Origin of the sequence: Acidovorax carolinensis, assembly GCF_002157145.1 — a bacterium.
In the GTDB taxonomy this organism is placed as follows: Bacteria; Pseudomonadota; Gammaproteobacteria; order Burkholderiales; family Burkholderiaceae_C; genus Acidovorax; species Acidovorax carolinensis.
This window is the reverse complement of record NZ_CP021361.1, coordinates 2,480,129-2,503,768: the sequence shown is the minus strand read 5'-3', so window position 1 is coordinate 2,503,768 and position 23,640 is coordinate 2,480,129. Positions and strand designations below refer to the sequence as shown.

The 23,640-nt window shown below is 62.8% G+C and carries 25 protein-coding genes; 6 read left to right on the top strand and 19 right to left on the bottom strand.

The window, feature by feature from the left end; genetic code table 11:
- Positions 1–4: 4 nt before the first annotated feature.
- The 4 genes from CBP34_RS20380 to CBP34_RS11650 form a co-directional block, all read right to left on the bottom strand.
- Positions 5–490 (bottom strand): DUF4124 domain-containing protein, encoded by a 486-nt coding sequence (locus tag CBP34_RS20380; protein ID WP_335622239.1) that lies wholly within the window; start codon positions 488–490, stop codon positions 5–7.
- 16 nt (positions 491–506) lie between these two features.
- Complete coding sequence (locus tag CBP34_RS11660) at positions 507–1,427, bottom strand: restriction endonuclease (RefSeq protein WP_094098104.1); 921 nt, start codon at positions 1,425–1,427, stop codon at positions 507–509.
- A gap of 399 nt (positions 1,428–1,826) precedes the next feature.
- Positions 1,827–3,125 carry a Y-family DNA polymerase gene (locus CBP34_RS11655; RefSeq protein ID WP_094098103.1) on the bottom strand — a complete coding sequence of 433 codons (1,299 nt, stop codon included), beginning with the start codon at positions 3,123–3,125 and terminating at the stop codon, positions 1,827–1,829.
- Between the two features lie 24 nt (positions 3,126–3,149).
- On the bottom strand, positions 3,150–3,599 hold the full coding sequence (locus tag CBP34_RS11650; RefSeq protein ID WP_094098102.1) for a LexA family protein: 450 nt from the start codon (positions 3,597–3,599) through the stop codon (positions 3,150–3,152).
- 36 nt (positions 3,600–3,635) lie between these two features.
- On the opposite strand from CBP34_RS11650, the gene CBP34_RS11645 reads away from it, so the two are divergent.
- The 3 genes from CBP34_RS11645 (at position 3,636) to CBP34_RS19445 (ending at position 6,748) form a co-directional block, all read left to right on the top strand.
- A complete protein-coding gene (locus CBP34_RS11645; protein WP_094098101.1) occupies positions 3,636–4,340 on the top strand; it encodes an SOS response-associated peptidase in 705 nt (234 codons plus the stop codon).
- 679 nt (positions 4,341–5,019) lie between these two features.
- Positions 5,020–6,417, top strand: a complete 1,398-nt coding sequence (locus tag CBP34_RS11640; protein WP_162290902.1) for a radical SAM/SPASM domain-containing protein — start codon at positions 5,020–5,022, stop codon at positions 6,415–6,417.
- A 10-nt stretch (positions 6,418–6,427) separates the two neighbouring features.
- Entirely contained in the window at positions 6,428–6,748 is a 321-nt protein-coding gene (locus CBP34_RS19445) for a hypothetical protein (protein WP_157896462.1), read from the top strand.
- A 619-nt stretch (positions 6,749–7,367) separates the two neighbouring features.
- On the opposite strand, the gene CBP34_RS11635 is transcribed toward CBP34_RS19445, so the two are convergent.
- Complete coding sequence (locus CBP34_RS11635; RefSeq protein ID WP_094098099.1) at positions 7,368–7,640, bottom strand: H-NS histone family protein; 273 nt, start codon at positions 7,638–7,640, stop codon at positions 7,368–7,370.
- A gap of 520 nt (positions 7,641–8,160) precedes the next feature.
- Here CBP34_RS11635 and CBP34_RS11630 point away from each other — a divergent pair.
- From CBP34_RS11630 to CBP34_RS11620, 3 genes are all read left to right on the top strand, one after another.
- Positions 8,161–8,487, top strand: a complete 327-nt coding sequence (locus CBP34_RS11630) for a type I restriction endonuclease subunit M (RefSeq protein WP_094098098.1) — start codon at positions 8,161–8,163, stop codon at positions 8,485–8,487.
- Between the two features lie 3 nt (positions 8,488–8,490).
- Entirely contained in the window at positions 8,491–9,102 is a 612-nt protein-coding gene (locus CBP34_RS11625; RefSeq protein ID WP_094098097.1) for a hypothetical protein, read from the top strand.
- A gap of 153 nt (positions 9,103–9,255) precedes the next feature.
- On the top strand, positions 9,256–10,512 hold the full coding sequence (locus CBP34_RS11620; protein ID WP_094099153.1) for a hypothetical protein: 1,257 nt from the start codon (positions 9,256–9,258) through the stop codon (positions 10,510–10,512).
- Positions 10,513–10,788: 276 nt separating this feature from the next.
- Here the strand turns inward: CBP34_RS11620 and CBP34_RS11615 are convergent, their stop codons facing one another.
- The 14 genes from CBP34_RS11615 to CBP34_RS11550 all read right to left on the bottom strand — a co-directional run bounded on the left by CBP34_RS11615 (position 10,789) and on the right by CBP34_RS11550 (position 23,621).
- The gene (locus CBP34_RS11615) at positions 10,789–11,034 is read right to left on the bottom strand and encodes a DUF2274 domain-containing protein (RefSeq protein WP_011716368.1); all 246 of its coding nucleotides are present in this window, start codon (positions 11,032–11,034) and stop codon (positions 10,789–10,791) included.
- Positions 11,031–12,311, bottom strand: coding sequence for a TraB/TrbI/VirB10 family type IV secretion system protein (locus CBP34_RS11610; RefSeq protein ID WP_058182894.1), 1,281 nt, complete (start codon positions 12,309–12,311; stop codon positions 11,031–11,033). Before CBP34_RS11610 ends, CBP34_RS11615 begins: the two co-directional genes overlap by 4 nt.
- A gap of 2 nt (positions 12,312–12,313) precedes the next feature.
- Positions 12,314–13,315 (bottom strand): P-type conjugative transfer protein TrbG, encoded by a 1,002-nt coding sequence (trbG, locus tag CBP34_RS11605; RefSeq protein ID WP_094098096.1) that lies wholly within the window; start codon positions 13,313–13,315, stop codon positions 12,314–12,316.
- Positions 13,312–14,016 (bottom strand): conjugal transfer protein TrbF, encoded by a 705-nt coding sequence (gene trbF, locus CBP34_RS11600; RefSeq protein ID WP_094098095.1) that lies wholly within the window; start codon positions 14,014–14,016, stop codon positions 13,312–13,314. The genes trbG and trbF overlap by 4 nt, the downstream gene beginning before the upstream one ends.
- 12 nt (positions 14,017–14,028) lie before the next feature.
- Entirely contained in the window at positions 14,029–15,411 is a 1,383-nt protein-coding gene (gene trbL / locus CBP34_RS11595; RefSeq protein ID WP_094098094.1) for a P-type conjugative transfer protein TrbL, read from the bottom strand.
- A complete protein-coding gene (locus CBP34_RS11590; RefSeq protein ID WP_094098093.1) occupies positions 15,408–15,740 on the bottom strand; it encodes a hypothetical protein in 333 nt (110 codons plus the stop codon). The genes trbL and CBP34_RS11590 overlap by 4 nt, the downstream gene beginning before the upstream one ends.
- A 12-nt stretch (positions 15,741–15,752) precedes the next feature.
- Positions 15,753–16,493, bottom strand: coding sequence for a P-type conjugative transfer protein TrbJ (trbJ, locus tag CBP34_RS11585; RefSeq protein WP_094098092.1), 741 nt, complete (start codon positions 16,491–16,493; stop codon positions 15,753–15,755).
- The gene (gene trbE, locus CBP34_RS11580) at positions 16,490–18,949 is read right to left on the bottom strand and encodes a conjugal transfer protein TrbE (RefSeq protein ID WP_094098091.1); all 2,460 of its coding nucleotides are present in this window, start codon (positions 18,947–18,949) and stop codon (positions 16,490–16,492) included. Before trbE ends, trbJ begins: the two co-directional genes overlap by 4 nt.
- Before the next feature lie 14 nt (positions 18,950–18,963).
- Positions 18,964–19,233, bottom strand: a complete 270-nt coding sequence (locus CBP34_RS11575) for a VirB3 family type IV secretion system protein (protein ID WP_094098090.1) — start codon at positions 19,231–19,233, stop codon at positions 18,964–18,966.
- Positions 19,230–19,613: a TrbC/VirB2 family type IV secretion system protein gene (locus tag CBP34_RS11570; RefSeq protein WP_094098089.1), complete on the bottom strand. Its 384-nt coding sequence runs from the start codon at positions 19,611–19,613 to the stop codon at positions 19,230–19,232. Before CBP34_RS11570 ends, CBP34_RS11575 begins: the two co-directional genes overlap by 4 nt.
- The gene (gene trbB / locus CBP34_RS11565; RefSeq protein ID WP_446682088.1) at positions 19,610–20,683 is read right to left on the bottom strand and encodes a P-type conjugative transfer ATPase TrbB; all 1,074 of its coding nucleotides are present in this window, start codon (positions 20,681–20,683) and stop codon (positions 19,610–19,612) included. Before trbB ends, CBP34_RS11570 begins: the two co-directional genes overlap by 4 nt.
- Positions 20,680–21,144: a ribbon-helix-helix protein, CopG family gene (locus CBP34_RS11560; protein ID WP_094098088.1), complete on the bottom strand. Its 465-nt coding sequence runs from the start codon at positions 21,142–21,144 to the stop codon at positions 20,680–20,682. Before CBP34_RS11560 ends, trbB begins: the two co-directional genes overlap by 4 nt.
- Complete coding sequence (locus CBP34_RS11555; RefSeq protein WP_094098087.1) at positions 21,141–23,141, bottom strand: conjugal transfer protein TraG; 2,001 nt, start codon at positions 23,139–23,141, stop codon at positions 21,141–21,143. The genes CBP34_RS11560 and CBP34_RS11555 overlap by 4 nt, the downstream gene beginning before the upstream one ends.
- A 207-nt stretch (positions 23,142–23,348) precedes the next feature.
- Positions 23,349–23,621, bottom strand: coding sequence for an EexN family lipoprotein (locus CBP34_RS11550; protein WP_094098086.1), 273 nt, complete (start codon positions 23,619–23,621; stop codon positions 23,349–23,351).
- Between the last annotated feature and the right edge of the window lie 19 nt (positions 23,622–23,640).

The window sequence follows — 23,640 nt, the reverse complement described above, 5'->3', positions numbered from 1 at the left end:
TGAGCTAGCAGTTCAGGTCGTTGAACTGTTTGCGTGCCTTGTACAGTTCCACGTCGGCCAGGGCTTTGTCACCGGGAGGTGCTGTGGCAGCGCGCCGTTTGAGTTCTGGCAGCTCGGTATCCAGCCGGGCGCATTCCGCCTTGTCTCTGGGGCTGAGCTTGAATCGGTGCTTGTAGACCCGGTACTGTTCAGGGCTCATGCCCGTCAGTGGCTTTAAGGCATCGGCCATCAATGCATTGTGCTCATCCCGCCGCACATCGGCACCCTTGCGGCTTGTGCCGGTCATCTTGTCCATGCCTTGTGTGGGTGTTGCATCGATTTCCTTCGCCCCCACACAAGGTGCATCCGAATAGCTCACCTTGCCTGCCGTCTCGCAGCGGTAGACGGGCTTTTGTGCGTGGGCAGCAATGCTGAAGCTCAACAGGCACAGCAGTGCGAGCGACCAATGAAGGCGGCGGATGGGGTTCAAACGTGAAGAAAACAAGCGCATTGGTTTCAAACTCGAACTAGCTGGCAGCCACGGTTCCCCGGCATTGGGGGTAAGTGGTGCAACCCCAGAACGTGTTCCCGGTATTGGCCCCTTGTCTGGCGGTGCGCAGTGCCATGGCGGCACCACAACGTGGGCATTCGGGTTGGGCACCGGCCTTGACGGTAGCCTGGGGAACGGGGGCTGCAGTTCTGGGTTGGGGTTCTGGGCTCCCCATCGAGCTGGGAGTCTCGCGATGTGTGGCTTCCAGTTGGCCTTGTGTGCTCCGTGCCTGCTGAATCATGGCGAAGAGCCGGGGACCGTCAACGAGTTCGATGTTGCGCCCTTGGGCGAAGTCTTTGGCATCGGTCGTAAACCGCCCCGAAGTGACCACGAAGCCTCCTGTGGCACCTTTGGCAGCCATGACGCCATAGAGTTCGCGCACGGTGGTCACGCCCACCTTGTAGGCCTTCCACTGTTTGCACTGCACGAAGAATTTCTCAGAGCCTTTGACCAGGACGAGATCAACGCCGCCATCGGGGCCGCCCCCACCGATTTCTGCCACGCGGTATCCCTGCAGTCGGTAGGCTTCACCGACCAGCAGTTCAAATTCCCGCCAGCTCATACCGTCCAGGGCGTCGGCATTGCGCGCTTGCGCCACGTCCGAAACCAGGGCTTGGCGCTGTTTGCGCCGCCAAGCTGAAAGGGCTGCCGCTGCAATGCACAGCAGCGGCACGATGTACTGACCGGCATTTGCCAGGCCATGGATGATGGCCTTTTGCACCATGGCGCCCACCACGGCGCCCCCTTGGCCTGGAATGTCAGAGGCTTGGATGGGCGCCGCTAGGCGATGCAGCAGGAAATAGCTGACCGCTGCGAGTACTAGGCAGACCCACCAGGGGAGCATGGCAAGCAAGTCCAGGGCATCTTCCAATGGACTGGATTTCTTGCGTCTGACCATGGTTCCTCCTGATGTTTTGTGGCGTTTGCACTATTTTGGCGCAAGCGCTAGTTATGTCAGGGGTTACGTGCGCAAAGAAAGTGCTCGGGGGCCACGGGCAGGGGTTGCTCACTGACCGCCCCCCGACGCCACGCCGTCATATCAGCAAATTCGCGGGAGCACCCAGAGCAAAGGAGCTGGGCGGTGTATCGCATCACGCCATTCAGGTCGCGGCCAAGAACCCGACGGTAACTGGTAGCTCCGCAATAGCCACATCGATTCGGGGGAGCGGGATCATTGGTTTTCATTGTGAATTGCTTATACAGAAGTTTTTCTCGGTGCGGGCCAGTCCAGCTGTTTTGGGCAAATCGGCGGTGCATGCTCAATGGTTAAGTTGTCGAGTAGCCGAATTGGCTCAGCTCAGGCTCTAGCCACAGGCATATCCTCCCACCGCGTCGTGTACTGCGGCGTGCGCCTCTCCTGTTTCATCCCCCAGTCCTTGCCCTTGTTGGTCCCACCCGTGCTCGCTGAGTGCACGGTACCCTTGCCATACCGCCCATTGAGGGCATCCAGCGCCACCATCAACTTGGTCCGGTCCCGCTGGTCTTCTTCCTCAAGATTCAGCTCCCCCTGCAGCACGCTGCCCGGCACTAGGTCCAACAGCATGACCCCGGCCTTCGCCATCTTGTAGCCAGGCTCGTACATGCGCCGCATCCCCATCGCGGCCGCCCATACCAGCTTCCCCGTATCTGCAGTGGGGCGGCGCAGGGGCACCACCACCGACTTGTTGAACCGTGGCCCGGGCCTGAACGGCGACGTGTGGGCAAACACCAGCAGCTGACTCGCCAAACTGCCTTGCTTGCGCAGCTTCTCTGCCGCGCGGCTGGCGAACTCGCTCACAGCCTCCACCAGCGGTGGCAGCTCGGTGATGGCCTGGCCGAACGAGCGGGTACAGGCGATCTCTTTCTTGGGCGCAGGCGCGTCATCCAGATCGATGCACTGCATGCCCTGCAACTCGCGCACCGTGCGCTCCAACACCACTCTCCAGCGTCGGCGGATGGTGGCCGGGTCCATGCGCGCCAGGTCCAGCACGGTGTGGATACCACCCTCATGCAGCTGCGCGGCAATCTTGCGCCCCACGCCCCACACTTCTTCCACCAGCGTGGCGGCCAAAACATCGTCCAGATCCTGGGCTGGCAGGGTGGTGAGGTTGCACACCTGGGACAGCTCCTTCGGGTAGCTGCCGGGCTTGCGTTCGGCGGTCTTGGCGATGTAGTTCGCCAGCTTGGCAAGGGTCTTGGTCTGGCCAATGCCCACCCCGCAGGGGATGCCCACCCAGCGGTCGATGCGCTCACGGATGGCGCGACTGCGTTGGGTCAGATCACCGCGCACACCTTGCAGGCCGATGAAACTCTCATCGATGCTGTAAATCTCCTGCACCGGCCCAAGGCCAGCCGCCACGCTCATCATGCGGTCGCTCATGTCGCCGTACAGCGTGAAGTTCGCACTCAGGGCCACCAGGCCCTCCGTTTCTTCCAAGTGCCGAATCTGAAACCAAGGCGCCCCCATCTTGATGCCCAGGGCCTTGGCTTCGTTGCTGCGGGCAATGGCGCAGCCATCGTTGTTGCTGAGCACCACCACCGGCCGCCCGTCCAGGCTCGGCCGGAACACACGCTCACAGCTCACATAGAAGTTGTTCCCATCGACCAGGGCATACATACAGGTGCACTCGCAAGCGCCGAGTCAGGAAGTAGCGAACAACTTCACGCACCCACGCACAACACCCCAAACTTGAACCGTCTGGCTCTCGCGGGGGATGATGTCGGGGTAGGTGGGATTGGCCGCGCGCAGCTTCATGCGCCCGGCGCGCTGGTACAGATACTTCACCGTGCATTCCCCATCAATCAGGGCCACCACGATGCAGCCGTGTTTGGGGCGGACGGCACGGTCCACCACGATGATGCTGCCGTCCTCGATACCAGCGTCTTGCATCGAGTCCCCGCGGACGCGCCAGAAGTACGTGGCCTGCGGATGCTTGACCAGCAGCTGCATGATGTCCAGCCGCTCCACCACGAAGTCGTCGGCAGGTGATGGAAACCCCGCCCGCACGCTCACGCCACACACGGGCAATGCTAGGGCCTCTACCGCCTCATCGAAGGGGACGGGCAGGGGGGAATCTAAAACACTGGACATAGTTACAGTATAGCTACCTACTGCCAGAATGGTGACATGTGCACGTACTACGAAGTCCCGGGCCGCGAGCAGCTTGTTCTCCACTTCGGAGACGTGCCCGAGGAGGAGTGGCGCGACAAGATGAGCCCGCTGTACCGTGGCCCCTTCCTACGAGCCAAGGGGACAGGGCGCGAGCTGGTGGTGGGTCAGTGGGGGATGATTCCCCCGAACTCCAAAACGCACATCCCCACCGGCAAGGACGGCAAGCGCCTGAGCACCGTCAACGCACGGCGCGAAGGCATGGCCAAGTCCTGGACCTATGGCGGCCCGTGGCGCAAGGGGCAGCGCTGCATCATCCCCGCTCAGAACTACGTCGAGCCCTACTGGGGTACCGGCAAGCACATCCCCTGGCAGTTCTCACGCGCCGATGGCGAACCCTGGGGTCTGGCTGGCCTGTGGGCGGAGTGGACCGACCCGGCCACGGGCGAGGTGCTACCCAGCTACACCATGATCACGCAGAACTGCGACAACGTGCCCGTGCTGAACCTGATGCACAGATCAGACCCCAAGCGGGCACCGGATATGCAGGACAAGCGCACGGTTGTGCCGCTGGAAAAGGGGGACTGGGACGCCTGGCTGCATGGCACGGTGGGGGAGGCCGAGGTACTTATTAAGGTGCCGCCGTTAGTTCGTTTCGTTCATGGCGCCAGGGATCTGACGCAGCAGGTTGAGTTGCTTGATTCGCCAGACCAACGCAAGTGATCGACCGTACACCGGAACCGAGATTGATCGATTGGATAACTTCAGCCCTCAATCAGACCCGTGACATAGACGGTTTAGCAGCGGCTGCCGTCGTCGGACTCTTCCGGTCGAACGCCTGGTCTCGACTCCCAAGCGGTCGTTGCTTTTGCAAGCGGTTGATGGCCTTAGGGGAATGCACTAGGTCGCCCGACTCCTGATTTGAAGCCCACCTAGTGTGAGCCTTTGAGACGGGCGGGTTGGCCACCTCTTGGCGCTTTCACATTGGAGTCAATGGCGAAGCGCACTAATAACAGTCAGTGTGCGATGCCAAGCAGAAGGCGCGTCAGGTCTGCAGACGTAGTGCAAGTACCTATGGACATTGAGCTTGTTAAGCGGTACCTTGCATTCCGCTACAAGCGTTTGATCTTCAACCTTAGCTCGGAGCACACATGGCAAATCAATGGATTATTAAGCCCGTTGGCGGACAACAGTTGTCCGTAACCGTTCCAGACTCCTTGACTGTAGAAAAAATGTCGGACATCGACGTTCTTCAGTTGCAACGGGCTATCTCGGAATGGCTAGAGGAGCAAGCCAAATCTGGAACATCAACGGTTCGAGCAGCTAGCCCTATGGGATGGTGCATCGCAGGATGCGGTGTACAGGCTTAGGATTGGCCTCTGAATGCCGTCGCGAGGTTGTGGTGATTGACTACGAGTTAGACAAATATTCGCAGTTCAGAATTTCGCCCGATGGAAGTTCGGCTAGGGGTTTTAATTATCGGACGGGGGCGCTGGCACAATTTGATCTTCTCCAGAACCCTTCCGTTAGGCGAGTCATAGATGGCGGAGCCTTTGAGAATGAGCGCGAGGTAGTTGAAGCGCTCGATTTTGTCATGAATTTCATGGTGGTTGCTGGCGCAGATTCAACCGCGCTGGTTAAGGATCTTTATAAGGGCATTCAAAGCGCAACAGACGATCTAAACCTGACAGTACTAACTACTCTGGCCTGCAATTTTTCTTGTTATTACTGCTATGAAAAGCGTGAGCCTGGAAGAATGGGTGGGCAGGTTCGTTCACGTGTTCTTGAGTTGCTCGAAACACGGCTTCCAAATTTAACCAGAGCCTCGATAAACTGGTATGGCGGCGAACCTCTTCTGGTTAAAGATGCTATCGTCGACATAACCGCACATGTCAGGGATCAATGCAATGCAGCCGGCGTTGCATTTAGATCTAAAATGATTTCAAACTGCTACCTTCTCGATAGGGGGGTCGCCCAAGATCTAAGTCGGGCAGGGGTCGATGAAGTTCAAGTTTCATTTGACGGCCCGATGGAAATTCATGACATTATTCGACATCAAAGTGGTAAACCTACTTTCAATCGAATAGTGGAAAATATCGTCAATGCTAGTGAATTCTTCAAAATTATAATTAGGGTTAACATTTCAGAAAGAAATTCCGAGCGTATTGACGAACTGCTTGATCAGCTTGCGTCGGCAGGGGTGGCTGACTTCGCAATAATATATTTTGCAAATTTGCATGCAAATGGCGTAGGCTGTTCTGACATGTCTGAGCCTGAACTCAACGATATGATCAAGACATCTAAATTTGTATCTCAATCTCTAGAGTACAAGCGCAGCGCATTACGCAAGGGGTTTAAGGTTAGGACCCCACTTGCCACCACAAATATCTGCAGCGCCGTGGTCGAGGGGGGCTTTGTAATAGAGCCAACGGGAGCGGTTCAGAAATGCTACCTGGACGTAGGAAGTTCTGCTGAAAGTATTGGAAAAATTGGAAGTAAAGGCTTGGCGGCAATACCAATAAGCACGATCCAAAAATATAATCGAAGAAAGTGGACTTCTTTTAGCCCCTTTGAAGACCCGGAGTGCCTTGCTTGTGTTGCACTTCCAATTTGTTATTCTGGCTGCCCTTGGGAGGCAATGCGCGGTCGACCTAAGGCGGATCGGTGCCATCCGCTTAGAAGCGAACTTTCGCAGTATTTGAACTTCTTTTTCGACAGCTTGGACTCCGGCGCCGAATTTGATCCGGTAATGAAGACTCTCCAGATGAGAAGTAGTTCTTTTGCTAGCGCGACGAATTAAGGAGTTTGGCATGAATGGCGTCGATTTTCAAAAAGAATTACTGGCATTGCGCCGAGATGCCCAGCAAGAATTTGTCGATTCTGTCGAAATATTTTCAGGTGATCCGAGTGATGAAAATTTGCAGCTGATCGGATCTAAGCTTTCTCGCCTTAGAAAGCTTGAGGCAGCATCATACTGGCACCTTGTTTATACTGATGGCTCGCCCGACCTTGAGTCCCTCTGGAGGGCGGCGGCGGTGGTTTTAGTGGCGGAGGAGCGTCCGGAGGCTGGTAGCGTTAGTCGTCGTATTTCGAAGATTGGGGAAGATATTACCCAATCCCATATGGTCTGAAATTAATCGAATGTGACCATATTCACCCGCAATCGCATTTATTGGTCTCGATTGCCCAAGCGCATCAAAGCACATCCTAGCTTCTCACTGGCCGTGATCCTGTGATTCGCAATGTCTGCGCTTGGCGTGCAGCGATCTGTCACTGGATGTGGGGCTCGGTGACTTGCGGAGCATCCCGCACCCCAGTGCAAGTACCGACGACGCTGCGTCGATTCGTTGATCGCATTGAAGCCTCGGCACGAGGCTCATTTCAGTTCTCTACGGCGCTGCGCGCCACCCGCAGGGCATGAACGCGACGGCCGGGTCGAGGGCCACCGCCTATGTCGAAAAGTTAGACGCCCGCTTTTGGATAGCCTTCCGATCACTTCGGGCGCAAAGTGCTTGTTCGCGGGGCCCATGAGCCGTCGCTCATATGGACTTGGTGAGAACATGTCAGGTAATTGTCCGGTCCAAGTCGCGCAACTGACCTCCACGGACTTGTATCTTGAACGGCCGGTTCCGACAGCTGCGGTCAGTCATCTCGCTCACTTGAGTGGCAGCAACCAGCCTGAAGCAGCCACCTTAACAGCGACCGTCAATGAGATCATCGGCCACAACCAAGAATTTGCAGCACAGCGAGTCAAACTAAAAACTCTGCCCGATTCTTCCCTTCGATCCATTTGGGCGCTCTTCCTCTGCCGCTCCAGCTCGCTCCCGTTAGCGGATCACGGTACTTGGCGTCAACACACTTGACAGCGGGCTTCCAAGGAAAGACTTGCTGCGCAGTGAAACCGAACTCGGCTATCAGTGTATGGATCGTCTCCAGCGCTTGCTTTGCTTCCGCCTTGCGCGCAACGGCAATTTTTTGATCCAGTGCGGCTCTTTGCTCCAGTAGTTCTCGGTAGGTAGTCATGAGGTTTTGCTTGTTTTCCAGTCAAGCTTATGAGGATAGCGCTAAAAACTTGGTCTTTTAGCGCCTTTAGCAATATTCAAATATTGGTTTTCACGCAATTTGATTTGAAAATAATGGAATCCATATTGGTTGATCACTCAAGCTTTGAATATTGAGCTACATTTGTTCGATATATTGCGACTTGCAAAATGTGATATAATATATTGGCGAAATAATTGATTTTAAGTTGAATTGGTTTGCTGCTGATTCAAACTTCAATATCCGCTTTCTCCCCGCCTGTATTCCCAGGCCGCTTTCTCCCATCCCCCAGCTTGAGTCCCTTCGCGCCGTGACCCCACGGTAGCGTGCGCGCGGCTGTCGCCATGACAGCACGCGTGGCACCGCCGTGGCCGTGTCATCGCGGTGGTATTCGGCTGTGTGGTGGCGAATCGCGCCAGGGTGTGCTGCCGGTGGTGCCGAGTGCATAGCTGCGCTTCGCCCTTTTCCCTTCTCCCTTTCTTTTCGTCTCAGGAGTTTTCCCATGACCTCTTCGCCTGGTCAGGCCGCCGCATTGGCGCGTTACGAACAACAACGCCGCCCCTTGTTCCCCTTGGGCACCGTGCTGATCACCCCCGGTGCGCTCGACATGCTCGAAGCACTGCAGTTGGCACCGCTGCCGTTCGTGCTGCGCCACGTCGCTGGGGATTGGGGTGACTTGTGCCAGGAGGACAAGCAAGCGAATGCTGCAGCGCTCACTTACGGCAGCCGTTTGCTGTCGGCTTACGACATCCCCCCGAACCACCGGCTGTGGATCATCACCGAGGCCGACCGGCGCTCGACCACGTTGCTGCTGCCGGAGGAATACTGAGCCATGCAGCATTCCTACCATTGCCACCCCCGCATCAGTGCTGGCATGCACGGCCCCATGGTGGGCAACCAACGGCTGCATGTGCGCCAGGGGGAGGTGGATGCCACTTGCGGCTACCACTGCGTTTTGATGGCGCTGATGGTGTTTGGCCAAGTGCGGCGCAATGCGCTGATTTGGGACACCCGTGATGCGCGGCTGAAAGCGTTGCGCAAAGTGGCGCAGCGATATTACTTCGATGGTTGTGAGGTTGAGGAGCTGCAGCAGCAACTGGCCCCCTATGCCGAGCGCGTGCACTGCAAGGAATTGCGCTCGCGCGTGGCGGAACGCACCTTGGATGCGCTGGCCGATGGAAAGCTGTGCTTGGTTTGCTTTTCTACCGAGCGCTATATGCACTGGGTGCTGGCCGTGGGGGTGCGCTGCGAGGCGGGAGAGCGCAGCGATTTGCTGGTGCTCGACCCCGCCATGGCACCGATACCGCTGGTGCCGTGGAATGCCATGCTGACCGGCTGGGCGAGCAAGCAGCCACGGCGTGTGGTGGCCACGTTCAGTGAGCGCGTGAACATCGACGCGGTGTTGGTGCTGTCGCCTGTGCCGCAGGCGCAAGAGGACGAGTAGCCCCGTTCGGCTCGCTCCACCTTTCGGTTTTTCATTCTCCTTTTCTTTTTTCGATTTCCGCTTTCAGTGGCGCCGAGCTTTGTGCCAGGTGCCGCTGCCGCATGGGCGGGAATTTCTTCTTTGCGTTATTTGGCTTCTTTGGAGGTGCTTTTCATGCTCGACGATTCCTTGACGCCCGATCCGTTTGAGCGGCTGCTGACCGCGCTGTTGGAGTTACCGCCACCGCAGTCCCACGAAGCCGGGGATGGTGCGGCGCAACTGGTGTTGGAAGTGATTGATACCGCGCTGCACACACCGCCAGCGTGGCCGCAGCGCATGGCGGCGGTGCGGTATTTCTGCAAACACGCCCGGCACCGCCTGGGCTTGGATTCCTTGCAGGATCTGCGGGCCTTGCTGGGGCAGTACCCGGCAAGCGACGAAGGCGATGGTGAAGTGGCTCGCCTGCTGTGGAATATGCCCACCCTGGAGCATGTGCGTGCTCTGCGCGTGCTGGTGTGGTTTCTGGCGGCGTACGGCATTACCGGGCTGGTGCAGTGGCATGCATGGATGGGCACTGGTGGGTTTGAGGAGGCCTTGCGCGAGTCGCTGGATACGCTGGGCGCGGTGGCAGTAGTGCTTTTGTGGCAAGCCAAGTCGGGGCGAACAGACCATGCTTGGGTGCTGAGGTTTGCCCGGAGGGTGCTGGGGCGTTCGGTCAGCGAGGGCAATGCCATGCTGGCGTTTCGGGATGCGGCGGAGGCGATGGGTGTGCCACAAAGGGTGCTGGCCAGGCAAGTAGCCCATTGGGAGCGTGCCGCGATGGGGGTTGACGATGCCCCGGGCCTGCGGGTGCTCTGGTGGCAGTGTGTGGCCGAGGCGTTGCAGGTGCATGTGGCCCAAGAAACAAGCACCGCCGCCAGCAGCGACGAATGGCGTGTTGAGTTATCACCAGCGTTGGCATTGCGCTATTCCGAGGCGGGCGTGGTGCTGGAGCCGCAAGCGAGGGAACTGCAGGCCCATACGCCCGTGGTCATAGCGCTGCGACTGCGCCAAAGGAGCTGGGCGCAAGGATTGGGGCTGTGGCTGGAGATTCAGGGGGAGGGGCGGCTGTGGGCGGCGCACCAAGCGGCCATTGCCGAGCGGTTTGAGGCGGCTGGGCACCGGGCACCGCAGTTGCGGTATGTAGGTGCAAATGGTGGTCACCAAGCCACATGGCTGGCGACGTGGCACTGGGATGAAGCGGTTTGGGTGCCCAGAGGTATGCCAGTGGCCGACGTGAAGCGCTGGGCGCTGGATACGGCGCTCAAGGCGACCGAGCACTGGCTGCTGGTGTGCGGCATGGTGGCGCTGGCGGGAAAGCCGCTGGGGGCTGCGCTGGCGCTCAATACCGGCCTGGTGGGCGTTGATGTTAAAAGGGAAGCCACCAATTAAAAAATGTCCGCTGTCAAGTCGTTAGTGCGGACGTGCAACGGTACGAAAGGTCTTGTGGGGCAATAGGTTAGGCCAGATTTCGGCCTCGGTGTGCTCTTACCGCGTTTTGAGCTAGGTGCCGCATAGGCGCTTCGCGGTAGCAAGCCTAGGAGCGGCGGAGCGGGCAAGGTCGCACCGCCATCATAGCCCGGCCTATCGCAAGCCACCGCTCAAAGCGAAAGCGCAGCCCTTGGGCTGCGCTTTCATCGTGGGCGGATGGTAGAGGCGTCCGCATCGTCAACTCGGCTTCGGCGGGGCGGCCTTGCCTGCCCCTCCTTTTCTGAATCCCCGATCCCCCGCCATGAACGCTTCCAGCATGTGCGGGATCAGCGTCGCCGCATCGACTGCTTCGCCATACGCCTGCGCGTGCAGCGCGGCGTAGCGGTCGAGGTCGGTTTTAAGACTGGCCGGGCAGGCAAAGGTGAGCTTGACGCTTTCGGTCTTGGGCAGCGGCCCCAGCCGCAGCTTCTTGGTTGTGCTCATCGTGAAGTCCCCCGATTGAAGAATAGCGGCTGGTACGGCCGTAACACCAAGTCGCGGTTGACGATGATCCGCACCGGCAGGCCGGGCCGTTGGGTCAAGGTGGGCTGGATGTTGAGGTTGCGCCGGGTCACTTCCTGGCCGATTTGATTCACCGTGTCCTGTAAGCTGTCACGCCCGGCAATGATGACGCGATCGCCATCTTGTCGATTCTCCGGCGCGGCTAGCTCGGCGCCAACGCCCAGCAGGGTCGTCAGCGCCGCACCGGCAAAGATGCGGCCCCAGTGGTAGTCCACATCGTCTTCCAGGCCGGCATAGCCGGCCGGATCTGCGCCGGCCAGATTGTCGAGCGTCAACGAAGACGTGTCCGGCAGAATGATCCGATTCCAGACGACTTGAACGCGGCTCTGCCCGTAACTGACCTGGCTGTTGTATTTGCCCAGGATGCGCGAACCCTGCGGGATCAGCAGGAAACGCCCGGTGGCCGTGTCATAGACCGGCTCTGTCACAGTGGCGATCACGTCGCCGGGCAAGTCCGACTTGATGCCCGTCACCAGCGCTCCGGCGACCACCGTTCCGGCCATGACCTGATACGGCGAAGCCGGCAGGGTCAGGTTGCCGGAATTGCGGGTTTCCGTAGAGCCGCCTTTCAGGAAAGCCTCCTTCTGGTCTTGCCGGTTCTGCACGGCGGTCGGATCGGCAGGCTGGGCCGCCGTCGAGGCCGGCCCGGCGGCCATCGGGTCGAACGCCGCATTGGCGGCGAAGCCCGGCGCGGTGGCGGCCTGCGACTGCGCGACCGGCGCGGCCGCCTGCGCACCCGAGCGGAAGAACACGGACGATGCTGCGGCAGCTTCGGCTTCCTTGCGCAGCGCATCGTTCGGGTCGTGGCCGGGAGCCGCGTAGGCGGCTGTCACCGGCTGCTGCGACTTCACGATGGCCGGGCCGAGATCGCCCGGTAGCGGCGGCCCCAGCTCGGGTACATCGTGCGGCAAGGCTGGCGGCAGCTTCGAGTAGTCCGTCGGTAGCGCATCCAGCCCTTCGGACTTCGAGACGCGATCGACGTTGTAAAGCTCGGTTTGCTCGCCCGTACCGCGCCGCTGCGGTTGCAGCGACCAGATCGTGGCCCCAAGCACGGCGACCGACAGGCCGCCGGCGAGGATGGCCAGCGTGCGCCGGTTCAGGCGCGTGACCGGACGCGGCTGGGCACGCAGCGCCACAGCCTCGGGCGCCACCTTGCCCGCCGGCGGAGCGGCGAGGTCGGGAGTGTCATCCTGGCTCATGGTCAGTTCCTCCGCGCCACGCCATCGGTGCGCTCGATCCGCACCACGTCGCCGCCATCGCCGCCCAGCCGCAGTTCGGCCGCGCCGAACAGGCGATCCACGATGTAGTACGGCGAGCGGAAACGATAGTTCACCAGTTGCCCGTCGCCCTGCACGCCGATGACGAACAGCGGCGGCAGCTCGCCCTGGGCAATGCCCGCCGGAAACTGGATATAGACCTTCTCGCCGTCATCGAAGGCACGCAGGGGCTTCCACGGCGGGTTGCTGCCCGATACCGCGTAACGGAAGCGGATCTTCTCCAGCGCCAGGCCGGTATCGACTGGCGCGGCGGCGCTGGCCGCCTGCGCCTGGCGCTGCAAGGCCAGCATCCGGTCGCGCGGATAGTCCCAGGAAACGGAGGCCATCCACGTCTTCTCCGTCGAAGCCAACTCCAGCAGGTACGTCCTGCGGCTCGTGGTGATGACCAAGTTCGTCTTGAGGCCCGAGCGGATCGGCTTGACCAGCACGTTCACGCGCAGGTCGGCGCCGCTGCCGCTGGACGTGTCGCCCACGATCCAGCGCACGGTATCGCCGGCGGCGACCGTCACCAGCTCCTCGCCCGGCTGGAGCGAAACCACGGTCACGCGGCCCACGGCCGCATAGACTTGGTACAGCGCGCCATCGGTGAAGGGCCACACCTGAATCGCGTTGACGTAGCCCTCGCGCGTGGGCGCGACGCGGGCCTCGGCATTGGCACGCGAGACGCGCACCTTCTCGTCGGCTGGCTCCGGCGTGGGCTTGGCGTCCTCGGCCTCGGGCAATGGCTTCAACTGCGCCGGCATCGGCAGCACCTCGGGCACGGCCACCACCTCCACCGGCGCAGGCGGCTCGGGCAGCGGCTGGGCCTGCACCAGCTCATCGAGCGAGATGGTCGGCGGTTTGCCTTGCGTGGCGCAGCCCGTGAACAGAACAGTCGATGCAAGCAGGATCACCGGCAAGGCAGATTTACGGAAAAGATCATTCATGGCTTGGCTCCTTCAGAAGAATCCAGTTCTCGGCTCCACGACAGGCCGTTGACGTAGATGCCCAGGGGGTTCTTGCGCAGGCGTTCTTCGGTGCGCGGCGGCTGGACCACGATGGACACCACGGCCGTCCACCGCTCCAGGCCTGTCGCGGCACCGTTGACGTAGCGGCGTTCTGTCCAGCGCACGTTGAAAGACGTGTCGCTGGCGCGCACGACGCTGCTGATCTGCACCGTCACCGACTCCTTGCCGATGCGCGCGAACGGGTCGTTGACCCGCGCGTAGTCGTTGAGCACGGCCGCACCCTTGTCGGTCGTGTAGTCGTAGGCGTCCAGCCAGTTCTGGCGGACGACGATCGGGTCGATGGACAGCGAGCGCACCAGCGTCACGAAGCGCGCGATGTGGTGCGCGGTCTGCGCATCGCCCGGCCGGTACGGCGCGGCGGCTTCGCCCACGGCGCGCACCTGGCCCGCGCTGTCCACCTCCACCACGTAGGGAGTCACGATGGACTGCGCCGAGCGCCACACCAGGCCGCCGGCCATCAGCAGCGCGAGCGTCAGGCAGCCGAAGGCCATCAAGCGCCAGTTCTTCGCCTGCACGCGGGACGAACCAATGCGCTCGTCCCATACTTGGCCGGCAGCTTGGTACGGCGTGGCAGGCTGCGGCGTGTCGGCGTAGCGCACCTGCGGTCGTTTGAATTGCATGGTCAGTTCTCCTTATGAATCGGAATCACGCAGGCTCGGCCCCTGGCCGGAGCCGCCGCCATCGCCACCGCGCAGCGTGTGGGCGGTGGTGGTCGCGGCATGGGTGAGTTGTTGGCGGCGGTTCAGCCGCTTGGCCCAAGCGGGCTGTTCTTGCTTCTGCGCGTTGGCGCCGCCCGCTGCGGCTTCGCCTGTGGAGGCCTGGCCGGATGCCGCACTCGCGCCGTCGTCAGCCGGGCCATTCCACCCGCCACGGAAGGAGCTGGTCATCTTCTGGCCGAAGGCGGATGCGCGGGACGCTGCGCCCCGTCCGGCAGACTGCGCGCCAGTCTTGGCGACGTTTCCCAAGCCGGCCATTGCGCCCTTCGCACCACCGCCTGCGGCGGAAGAACCCGCCTGGAACGCCGACCGGGCACTGTTGGCCGTCGAAGCGGCCGCACGCGCACCACTTCCGGCCAGCTTGGCGGCGGCCGGCGCCATGCGCGCCCCGGCCATGACGGCGCCACCTACGCCAGTCGCGACGGCGCCGACAGCAACGGCCGTCCCGGCGGCGCCGACAACGGCACCCGCCATCGCACCCGCGCCAAGCTGCGGCGCACCAGATACGAGGCCCGTGGCGATGCCAGGGCCGAAAATGCCAAGCGCCAACAAAGTGAGCGAGGCGAGCATGATGACCAGCGCGTGGTCGATCGACGGCTCGGCGGGAGGCACCTGAAACTCCGCGAACAGGCCCGAGCCGATGCCCACGATCACGGCCAGCACCAGCACCTTGATGCCGGCGGACACGACGTTGCCCAGCACCTTCTCGGCCAGGAACGCGGTCTTGTTCCAGAGCGCGAACGGCACCAGCACGAAGCCAGCGAGGGTGGTCAGCTTGAACTCGATCAGCGTGATGAAAAGCTGGATCGCCAGCACGAAGAAACACAAGACCACGACCAACCAGGCAAGGAACATCACCACGATGGGATCGAGGTTCACGAACACCTCGGGAAAGCCTGCCATGTCGCCGATCTGCTCCAGAATCGGCGCGCCAGCGTCGATGCCGGTTTTTGCCAGTCGACCAGGCTGCAAGAAGTTCTCCATCGTGATGGCCGAGCCGGTGGCCGTCAGGCCCAGCCCGGCGAAGGAGCGGAACACGATGCTGGCCAGCCAGTTGAAGTTGTTGAGGATGTAGGCGAATGCGCCGACGTAGAGCACCTTGCGCAGCAGCTTGGCGATCACGTCATCGCCCTGGCCGGTGGCGTGGCTCATGGCCCAATACAGCCCTGCGATCGTCATGTCGATGACGATCAGCGTGGCGGTGAGAAACGCCACTTCACCCTGCAACAGCCCGAACCCCGAGTCGATGTAGGTGGAGAACGTGTTGAGGAAGCGATCGATGATGGTCACGTCATTCATGGCTTGTCCTCCGGTTCGACCGGTGATGCCGGCGCTACACCATCAGCCGGTTCATCAAAGCTCGGCGGGATCGGCGGCAGGTCGGCCAGCGTCTGGTATTCATCCGGGCCGGTATGGCCGGCGAAGAAGCGCCGCCGGAAGGCTTCGGCGGCGGCGCGGCAAGCGTCCTCTCCCGTGGTCTGCCGGTCGGCTGCGCATTGCGCGCGTAATGCCTTGAGCCGCACGGGATCGGCGGCCAGGGCATCGGCAAGGTTGTCGGCTGGCTGCTCGCCGCAAGCGGCCAGCAGCGCCACAAGCAGCGAAACCGACAGGACGAGGACGCTTTGCATGGCGGCCTCCCGTCAGTTGCTGTAGAAATCCACGCGCTGCGGCGTGTACGGCGTGCCATCGCCCAGGAAGCGCCGCCGCACTTCGCGGGCGCGCTCCGTAGCCGCAGCCTGCCGCGCCAGCTCCAGCGAAGCGGCCCGGTCTTGCGTGATCTGGAGCCGCTGCGATTGGATCGACTGCTTGGCCTGCAAGGCCAGCAACTGGTTCATGGCCTGCATAGCTTGCAGCGCGCCTTGGGCCGACTGGCTCTTGCCAACAAGGTCGGCCAGCACGCTTTCGTCTTCGCCCAGGTTCTGCGACACCTGCGCCTGCATCTGCATGGTGGTCTGCAAGCCGTTGAGCGTGTTCTTCCAACGCTCCTGCGCGTCGCGGACCATCTGGTCGCCGCTCACGGTAGGGGCGTACTGCTCGGGGTACAGGCGCGCGAACTCCTGATCCAGATTCGTCACGTCGTAGGCCAAGCCCCTCGCCTGGGCGATCAGCCGCTCGGTCGTCGTCAGGTTGGCACGCAACCGGCCGACCACGCTGGACGGCAGGCTGGCGAGGTTGCGCGCCTGGTTCATCAGCATCTGCGCTTCGTTCTGAAGCTGCTGGATCTGGTTGTTGATCTGCTCCAGCGTGCGGATCGCGGTCAGCGTGTTCTGTACATAGTTGGACGGATCAAAGACGATGCGCCAGGCCAATGCAGGTGACGAGGTCAACAGCGAGAGCGACAGCGTGACGGCGAGCGAAATGGAAAGCGCGCGGATCTTCATGGCTGGTTCTCCTGTGGGTGGTCAGCGGTAGGAGAGGAACCCGGCGCAAGGCCGGGGAACGAGGGCAGCAGGTCGGCCGCCCAATCGAGGCTGCTATGGCGCAGCCAGGCGCCCGCGAAGCCGGGCACGCCGGCATCCAGCAGCACGCGGTCCATGTCTCGCTGGTCTTGCTGCGTGGAAGCGCCCGCGAAGGCCAGCGTCGCGGCCCCCAGGTCGAGGTCGAACAGGCGATTGCCGAGGCGGGATTGGTAGTAGTAGTCGCGCTTGGGCTGCGCGGTGGCGACGATCTCGATCTGTCGCCTGTTGAGGCCGAAGCCCTCGTAGATCGTGCGAATCTGCGGCTCGGTGGCCTGCGGATTTGGCAGGAAGATGCGACTGGCGCAGCTCTCGATGATCGCGGGCGCGATGCTCGAATCCTTGATGTCGGCAAGGCTTTGCGTAGCGAAGATCACCGAGACGTTCTTCTTGCGCAGCGTCTTGAGCCACTGCCGGATGCGTGCCGCGAATACCGGGTCATCGAGAAACAGCCAGGCTTCATCGAGGATCAGTAGCGTGGGCGCACCGTCAAAGCGTTCATCGAAGCGCGCAAACAGGTAATGCAGCACTGCCATGACGGCAGCCTTGCTGTGCATCAGCTCCTCCATCTCGAAGCACTGCACGTCGGCCATGCCAAGCCGGTCGTGGTCGGCGTCCAGCAGTTTGCCGTGTGCGCCGTCGAGCACATAGGACACGAGCGCCTGCCGCAGCGCGTTCGATTGCAGCAGCACGGAAAGCCCCGTCATCGTGCGCTGCTCCACAGGCGCACCGGCGAGGCTTCCCAGCGCCGACCAGATAGCCGCTTTCTCGTCGGGGCCGACCGCCACGCCTTCGTGCAACAAGCGGCCTTCGATCCATTCGGCGGCCCAGGTGCGGTAGCCCTCGCGGTCGATGCGGGCCAAGGGCTGGAAGGCGATTTCTCCGTCCGTTCCCAGGTCGTAGTGCTCACCGCCCAGGCCCAGGATCGTGGCCCGCATCGAGCGGCCCATGTCGAAGGCGAAGATGCGCGAGCCGCGATAGCGGCGAAACTGCACCGCCAGCATGGCGAGCAAAACGGACTTGCCCATGCCCGTCGGGCCAGCGACCAGCGTGTGGCCCACGTCGCCGATGTGCGTCACCAGCCGGAACGGCGTGGCGCCATCGGTGCGCGTGACGATCAGCGGCGGTCCGTCGAGGTGGTCGTTCTTCTCCGGACCGGCCCACACCGCCGACACTGGCATCATGTGCGCCAGGTTCAGCGTCGAGACGATGGGCTGGCGCACATTGGCGTAGGCGTTGCCGGGGATCGAGGACAGCCACGCATCCACGGCGTTGAGCGTTTCGGGGATGGTGACGAAGCCCCGGCCCTGGATGACGCGCTCAACCATGCGCAGCTTCTCGTCTGCCACGGCGGCGTCCGTGTCCATGACGGTGACGGTCGCCGTCAGATAACCGAAGGCGACCTGATCGCTGCCCAGCTCCTGCAAGGCAGCGTCGGCGTCGGCTGCCTTGTTGTTGGCGTCGGTATCCACCAGCGGGCTTTCCTGCTGGAAGATCGTTTCGCGCAGCAGCGCGATGACGTTCTTGCGCTTGGCGAACCACTGGCGGCGCAGGCGCCCCAATTCCCGTTCCGCTTCGGCCTTGTCGAGGCACAAGAACCGGGTTGACCAGCGATACGCAAAGCCGAGGCGGTTGAGGTCGTCCAGAATCCCCGGCCAGGTCGAGGTCGGGAAACCCCGCACCGACGCCACGCGCAGGTGCTGCTCGCCCAGCATGGGCGCCAGGCCACCGATCAGTGCGGAATCGGTCAGCAGCGCGTCGATGTGGAACGGAACCTCGGGCACCGCCAGCGGATAGCGCCGCGTCGAGATGGTCGAATGCAGGTAGGTCAGCGTCTGCCCGTCATCGAGCCAGGCGATTTCCGGCATCACGCCATCGAGCAGGTCGAAGACGCGATCCGTTTCCGCCACGAAGGCCGTCAGGCGCTCGCGCCAGTCCACGCCTTCGGTGGGACGGTTCTCGTACAGCATCCCCGCCGCGCGGGCGCGTGATTCCTCGGGCGGCAGGTACACCAGCGTCAGGTGATAGCCGCTCTCGAAGTGTTTGCCCGATTCCTCGAAGGTGGCCCGGCGTTCCTCGTCCACCAGCCACGACAGCGGCTCGGGGAACGCCGAGTGCGGATAGTCGGCGGCGGCGCTGCGCTCGGCCTCGATGAACAATGCCCAGCCCGAACCCAAGCGGCGCAGCGCGTTGTTCAAGCGTGCCGACGTGGCGATCAATTCGCCCTGCGTGGCACTGTCGAGGTCAGGCCCGCGAAAGCGCGCCGTGCGCTGGAAACTGCCGTCCTTGTTCAAGACGACACCCGGCGCGACCAGCCCGGCCCACGGCAGCCAGTCGGCGAGCAATGCGGGCCGCTGGCGGTATTCGGCGAGGTTCTGCATTGCGGCGTCCTCTCTCACACGTCCAGCAGCGGGCGGTGCTTGATGTGCCGCGCGAACACGGCCATGAACTGCGGATCGACACGCGCACCCCACACAGCCAGCGAATGGCCGACGATCCAGAGCAGGACACCGGGAATCCACAGTTGCAGGCCCAGCCCGATAGCCGCGGCGAGCGTGCCGTTGGCAATCGCAACGGTGCGCGGAGCGCCGCCCATGAGGATCGGTTCGGTCAGCGAGCGGTGCAGAGGCACCTCGAGGCCCGGAAGATCGGTGGCCGCGCTCATACGACGGCCCCGCCGGAGAAGCTGAAGAACGACAGGAAGAAGCTGGAAGCCGCGAAGGCAATGGACAGACCGAAGACGATCTGGATCAGCTTGCGGAAGCCGCCGGACGTGTCGCCGAACGCGAGCGCAAGGCCCGTGGCGATGATGATGATGACCGCGACGATGCGCGCCACCGGCCCTTGGATGGATTCGAGGATGGATTGCAGCGGGCCTTCCCACGGCATGGAGGAACCGGCGGCCTGTGCGGTTCCGGCCAGGAACAGCAGCAGCGCGGCCAGCAGCAGCCCTTGTCCCGCAGGGCGGGCCAGGCAGCGCAGCCGCGCAAGGCGCAGAGCCGGATTTGCAGAAATACGGAGAGCAGGAATAGTCATCTGCGTCATGGCAGTTCTCCAAGTGAGTCAGGGGATGGGGAAGTCGCCGCAGCGGATGCGGCATCGGGGTTGGGCGGCAGCTCGGAAAACGGCGCGTCCATCGCGCCCTCCCAATCCGCCAATCGGTAGCCCACGCCGTCGAAGCCGCCGACACGGGCGATGCTCTCGATGCGGCGCTTGCGACCGCGGCCGGCGATGTGGATCACCACGTTGACCGCCTCGGCGATCAGCGCACGCGGCGGGTTCACCGCGACTTCGAGAATCAGTTGCTCCAGGCGCAGCAGTGCGCCGAGCGCGGAGCCGGCATGGATCGTTGCGATGCCGCCGGGGTGGCCCGTGCCCCATACCTTGATGAGATCCAGCGCCTCCGCGCCGCGCACTTCGCCAACGACGACGCGATCCGGGCGCAGGCGCATCGACGAGCGCACCAGCTCGGTCATGGACACCACGCCCGCGCGCGTGCGCAGCGGCACGTGGTCACGGGCCGCGCATTGCAGCTCCACCGTGTCTTCGAGCACCAGCACGCGATCGCCCGTGGCGGCAATCTCGGCCAGCAGCGCGTTGGCAAGCGTAGTCTTGCCGCTGCTGGTGGCACCGGCGATCAGGACGTTCTGCCGCTCGCGCACGGCCCGAACCAGAAAGCCCGCCTGGGCGCTGGTCATCATTCTGTCGACGACGTACCGCTCCAGAGGGATCACGCCGATGGCGCGCTTGCGCAAGGCGAAGGCCGGCCCCGGGGCGGCCGGCGGCAAGATGCCCTCGAAGCGCTCCCCGGTTTCGGGCAGCTCGGCGGATAAGAGCGGCTGGCCGCGATGGACTTCCGCTCCGACGTGGGCCGCGACCAGCCGGATGATGCGTTCGCCGTCCGCTTCGGACAGCTCCACGCCCATCGGCGCGCGGCCCGAGGACAACCGATCTACCCATAGCGTCCGGTCGGGATTCAGCATCACTTCCACCACGTCCGGGTCCTCCAGCGCGGCAGCGATCAGCGGCCCCATTGCCGTGCGCAGCATCTGAATGCGCCGGTCGAGCGACGTGGCGGTCATGGACTGCCCTTCAGTGGAGATGCGGGCGCTCATGAGGCACGCTCCCGCGCTTCGGCAACTGCCGCCGCGTCATCCATCCGCATCGGGTCGGGGTGCAGTTCCTCCACCACGTCACGCACCAAACTGCGCCCGCGCATAAGGTGGCGGCCCAACTGTTCGACGAACTGCTCGAACCGCGCCTTGCCATGCGCGCGGGCCGCCTCCTGATGCGCTTCGGGAACCGGCGTGCTGACGGTCAGGAAGTAGCGAATGAACAGCGCCAGCGTTTCGATCTGGATGTTCTGGTCGCGCTCCAGACGCTCGGCTTGGCGCGATAGGCGATCCAACCGCTTGGCGATGGCCGCCTCGCGCTGGTCGGCGGCATCGGGCGACAGCCACGATGCGAGCGCCGCCGCGACGATGGACGACTTGGACACGCCTTTCTTGGCGGCCAGCTCGTCCAAGCGCTTTGCGTGCTCCGGCTGGATAAAGAGATTCAGGCGGTGTTGGCTCATAGCTCGATTCCGTCGTTGGGGTCGAGGGATGCCAGCCGGGCCGTTCGCTGCATGGCCGGATCGAGCTGACGAAGAAGGGGAAGCGGCAGGTCCTCGTCGTCATCGAGCAGCGCCAGGTCGGCCGCGGGCGCGGCCAACTCGGGGTCGTAGGTGACGGTTTCGGTGAGTTCGGGCTGACGGCGCGGGCCACCGTCATCGGTGGACCCCAGGCCATCGGCGGATGCCGTGGCAGGTGCAGCGGGTACGGCAGGAATCGCCAGCTCGCTCCAGTCGTCGGGCCGCGACGGCGGCGCGTCGGCGTACTGCCCATCCGCAAGCGCAGGCGGCCGCAGCACGCGGCGCTTGAAATTGCTGTCCGCGTAGTAGCGCAGCTTCTTGGCTTTGATCGGTGCCACGCTGGACACCATCACCACGGCCTCGTCGGGCGGAAGCTGCATGACTTCGCCCGGCGTCAGCAGCGGGCGGGCCGTTTCTTGGCGCGACACCATCAGGTGCCCCAGCCATGGGGCCAGCCGGTGGCCGGCATAGTTGCGCTGGGCGCGCAGTTCGGTGGCCGTGCCTAGCGTCTCGGAGATGCGCTTGGCGGTGCGCTCGTCGTTCGTGGCGAACGTCACGCGCACATGGCAGTTGTCCAGGATCGAGTGGTTTTGGCCATAGGCTTTGTCGATCTGGTTGAGCGACTGCGCGATGAGGAAGCTGCGGATGCCGTAGCCCGCCATGAAGGCCAGCGCCGTCTCGAAGAAGTCCAGACGGCCCAGCGCCGGGAACTCATCGAGCATCAGCAGCAGCTTGTGGCGGCGCTGGATGCCATCGCTGCCGTCGAGCGATTCGGTCAATCGCCGACCGACCTGGTTGAGGATCAACCGGATCAGCGGCTTCGTGCGGCTGATGTCCGATGGCGGCACCACGAGGTACAGCGACACCGGATGCTCGGCTGCAATCAGGTCAGCGATGCGCCAGTCGCAGCGCGAGGTGACTTCGGCCACCGTGGGATCGCGGTACAGGCCGAGGAACGACATGGCCGTGGACAGGACGCCCGAGCGTTCGTTGTCGCTCTTGTTGAGCACTTCGCGCGCCGCCGAGGCCACCACCGGATGCGGGCCATCGCCCAGGTGGGGCGTTGTCATCATGCGGTGCAGGGTCAGCTCGAAGGGGCTGGCCGGATCGGACAGGAAGTTGGCAACGCCGCGTAGCGTCTTGTCCTCACCTGCGTAAAGTACATGCAGGATGGCGCCGACCAGCAGCGCGTGCGAGGTCTTCTCCCAGTGGTTGCGTTTCTCCAGCGCGCCCTCGGGATCGACCAGGATGTCGGCGATGTTCTGCACGTCGCGCACTTCATGCGCGCCGCGCCGCACTTCCAGCAGCGGGTTGTACGCGGCCGACCGGCTATCCGTGGGGTTGAACAACAGGCAGTGGCTGAAACGGCTACGCCAGCCGGCGGTGATGCTCCAGTTCTCCCCTTTGATGTCGTGGATGACGGCGGATTCGGGCCAGCTCAACAAGGTCGGCACTACGAGGCCGACGCCCTTGCCCGAGCGCGTGGGCGCGAAGGTCAGGACGTGTTCCGGGCCTTCGTGGCGCAGGTACTGGCGATCGTGCTGGCCGAGGAACACGCCGGTCGACTGCGTGAGGCCGGCCTTGCGAATGTCCTCCGCATTCGCCCAGCGGGCCGAGCCGTAGGTCGTGACCAAGCGCGATTGCCGCGAGCGCCAGATCGACATGCCGATGGCGACCACCAGCGCCAGCAGGCCGCTGCCGCCCGCGATGGCGCCGCCGGTGTCGAACACGCGCGGCGCATAGGCATCGAAAACGAACCACCACTCAAACAGTTTCCACGGGTGGTAGATCGGCGTGCCAAGAAAGTCGAACCAGGGCGAGCCAAGGCGTACTTGATAGCCAAGGGCCGCTGCTGTCCATTGCGTGGCGCCCCACACGCCGGCTATCACGATGCCGAATACCACGGCGATCTGACCGAACAGCACGTTCGTCCCTTGCATTGCCCGCCTCCGATCGCGGCACAGCGAGGTGCCGCAGGCATCAGGATCAGTGCCGCCGGGCATGCCGGTCAAAGACCGTTGTCAACAGGTCGAAGACGCAAAAAGCATCGTTTCAGGCAGGAACGAATAGTGTCAAAACACCGCGTGCACAAACGCACTGCGGCGCATCAAGAAAGAAATGCAGGCCGCGTTGCGGCCAGCCGACGATTAGAACTTGGGTGGCTCCTTCGGCGGCGTATAGGGCACTTTGCCATCGCCGAAGAAGCGTTGGTTCGTGGCCTCGCCAACGCGGTTGCACAGCACGTCGCCCATCGTCGGGCGATCCGTTTTGCACTGCTTGCGCAGTTCCTTCAGGCGCACGGGGTCGGTGGCCAGCTCCTCTACGCTCGGGAGGTCGGCGGGCTTGGGCGCCTCCGACCGGCTACAAGCAGCCAACAGTACCGTCAGCGAAAGCGATGCGGTGATCCTGAGCAGGTTCATGACGGGTTCCTCCAAGGTG

Bases quoted from the DNA above. Each gene is read 5' to 3' on its own strand.
- CBP34_RS19445 (WP_157896462.1), top strand. From the start codon at position 6,428: ATGAATGGCGTCGATTTTCAAAAAGAATTACTGGCATTGCGCCGAGAT.
- CBP34_RS11635 (WP_094098099.1), bottom strand. From the start codon at position 7,640: ATGACTACCTACCGAGAACTACTGGAGCAAAGAGCCGCACTGGATCAA.
- CBP34_RS11650 (WP_094098102.1), bottom strand. From the start codon at position 3,599: ATGTCCAGTGTTTTAGATTCCCCCCTGCCCGTCCCCTTCGATGAGGCG.
- CBP34_RS20380 (WP_335622239.1), bottom strand. From the start codon at position 490: ATGCGCTTGTTTTCTTCACGTTTGAACCCCATCCGCCGCCTTCATTGG.
- CBP34_RS11555 (WP_094098087.1), bottom strand. From the start codon at position 23,141: ATGCAAGGGACGAACGTGCTGTTCGGTCAGATCGCCGTGGTATTCGGC.
- CBP34_RS11560 (WP_094098088.1), bottom strand. From the start codon at position 21,144: ATGAGCCAACACCGCCTGAATCTCTTTATCCAGCCGGAGCACGCAAAG.
- trbE (WP_094098091.1), bottom strand. From the start codon at position 18,949: ATGCAGAACCTCGCCGAATACCGCCAGCGGCCCGCATTGCTCGCCGAC.
- CBP34_RS11645 (WP_094098101.1), top strand. From the start codon at position 3,636: ATGTGCACGTACTACGAAGTCCCGGGCCGCGAGCAGCTTGTTCTCCAC.
- CBP34_RS11615 (WP_011716368.1), bottom strand. From the start codon at position 11,034: ATGAGCACAACCAAGAAGCTGCGGCTGGGGCCGCTGCCCAAGACCGAA.
- trbF (WP_094098095.1), bottom strand. From the start codon at position 14,016: ATGCAATTCAAACGACCGCAGGTGCGCTACGCCGACACGCCGCAGCCT.
- trbJ (WP_094098092.1), bottom strand. From the start codon at position 16,493: ATGAAGATCCGCGCGCTTTCCATTTCGCTCGCCGTCACGCTGTCGCTC.
- CBP34_RS11660 (WP_094098104.1), bottom strand. From the start codon at position 1,427: ATGGTCAGACGCAAGAAATCCAGTCCATTGGAAGATGCCCTGGACTTG.
- trbB (WP_446682088.1), bottom strand. From the start codon at position 20,683: ATGAGCGCCCGCATCTCCACTGAAGGGCAGTCCATGACCGCCACGTCG.
- CBP34_RS11550 (WP_094098086.1), bottom strand. From the start codon at position 23,621: ATGAACCTGCTCAGGATCACCGCATCGCTTTCGCTGACGGTACTGTTG.
- trbL (WP_094098094.1), bottom strand. From the start codon at position 15,411: ATGAATGACGTGACCATCATCGATCGCTTCCTCAACACGTTCTCCACC.
- CBP34_RS11610 (WP_058182894.1), bottom strand. From the start codon at position 12,311: ATGAGCCAGGATGACACTCCCGACCTCGCCGCTCCGCCGGCGGGCAAG.
- CBP34_RS11590 (WP_094098093.1), bottom strand. From the start codon at position 15,740: ATGCAAAGCGTCCTCGTCCTGTCGGTTTCGCTGCTTGTGGCGCTGCTG.
- CBP34_RS11620 (WP_094099153.1), top strand. From the start codon at position 9,256: ATGCTCGACGATTCCTTGACGCCCGATCCGTTTGAGCGGCTGCTGACC.
- CBP34_RS11570 (WP_094098089.1), bottom strand. From the start codon at position 19,613: ATGACGCAGATGACTATTCCTGCTCTCCGTATTTCTGCAAATCCGGCT.
- CBP34_RS11630 (WP_094098098.1), top strand. From the start codon at position 8,161: ATGACCTCTTCGCCTGGTCAGGCCGCCGCATTGGCGCGTTACGAACAA.
- CBP34_RS11625 (WP_094098097.1), top strand. From the start codon at position 8,491: ATGCAGCATTCCTACCATTGCCACCCCCGCATCAGTGCTGGCATGCAC.
- CBP34_RS11655 (WP_094098103.1), bottom strand. From the start codon at position 3,125: ATGTATGCCCTGGTCGATGGGAACAACTTCTATGTGAGCTGTGAGCGT.
- trbG (WP_094098096.1), bottom strand. From the start codon at position 13,315: ATGAATGATCTTTTCCGTAAATCTGCCTTGCCGGTGATCCTGCTTGCA.
- CBP34_RS11575 (WP_094098090.1), bottom strand. From the start codon at position 19,233: ATGAGCGCGGCCACCGATCTTCCGGGCCTCGAGGTGCCTCTGCACCGC.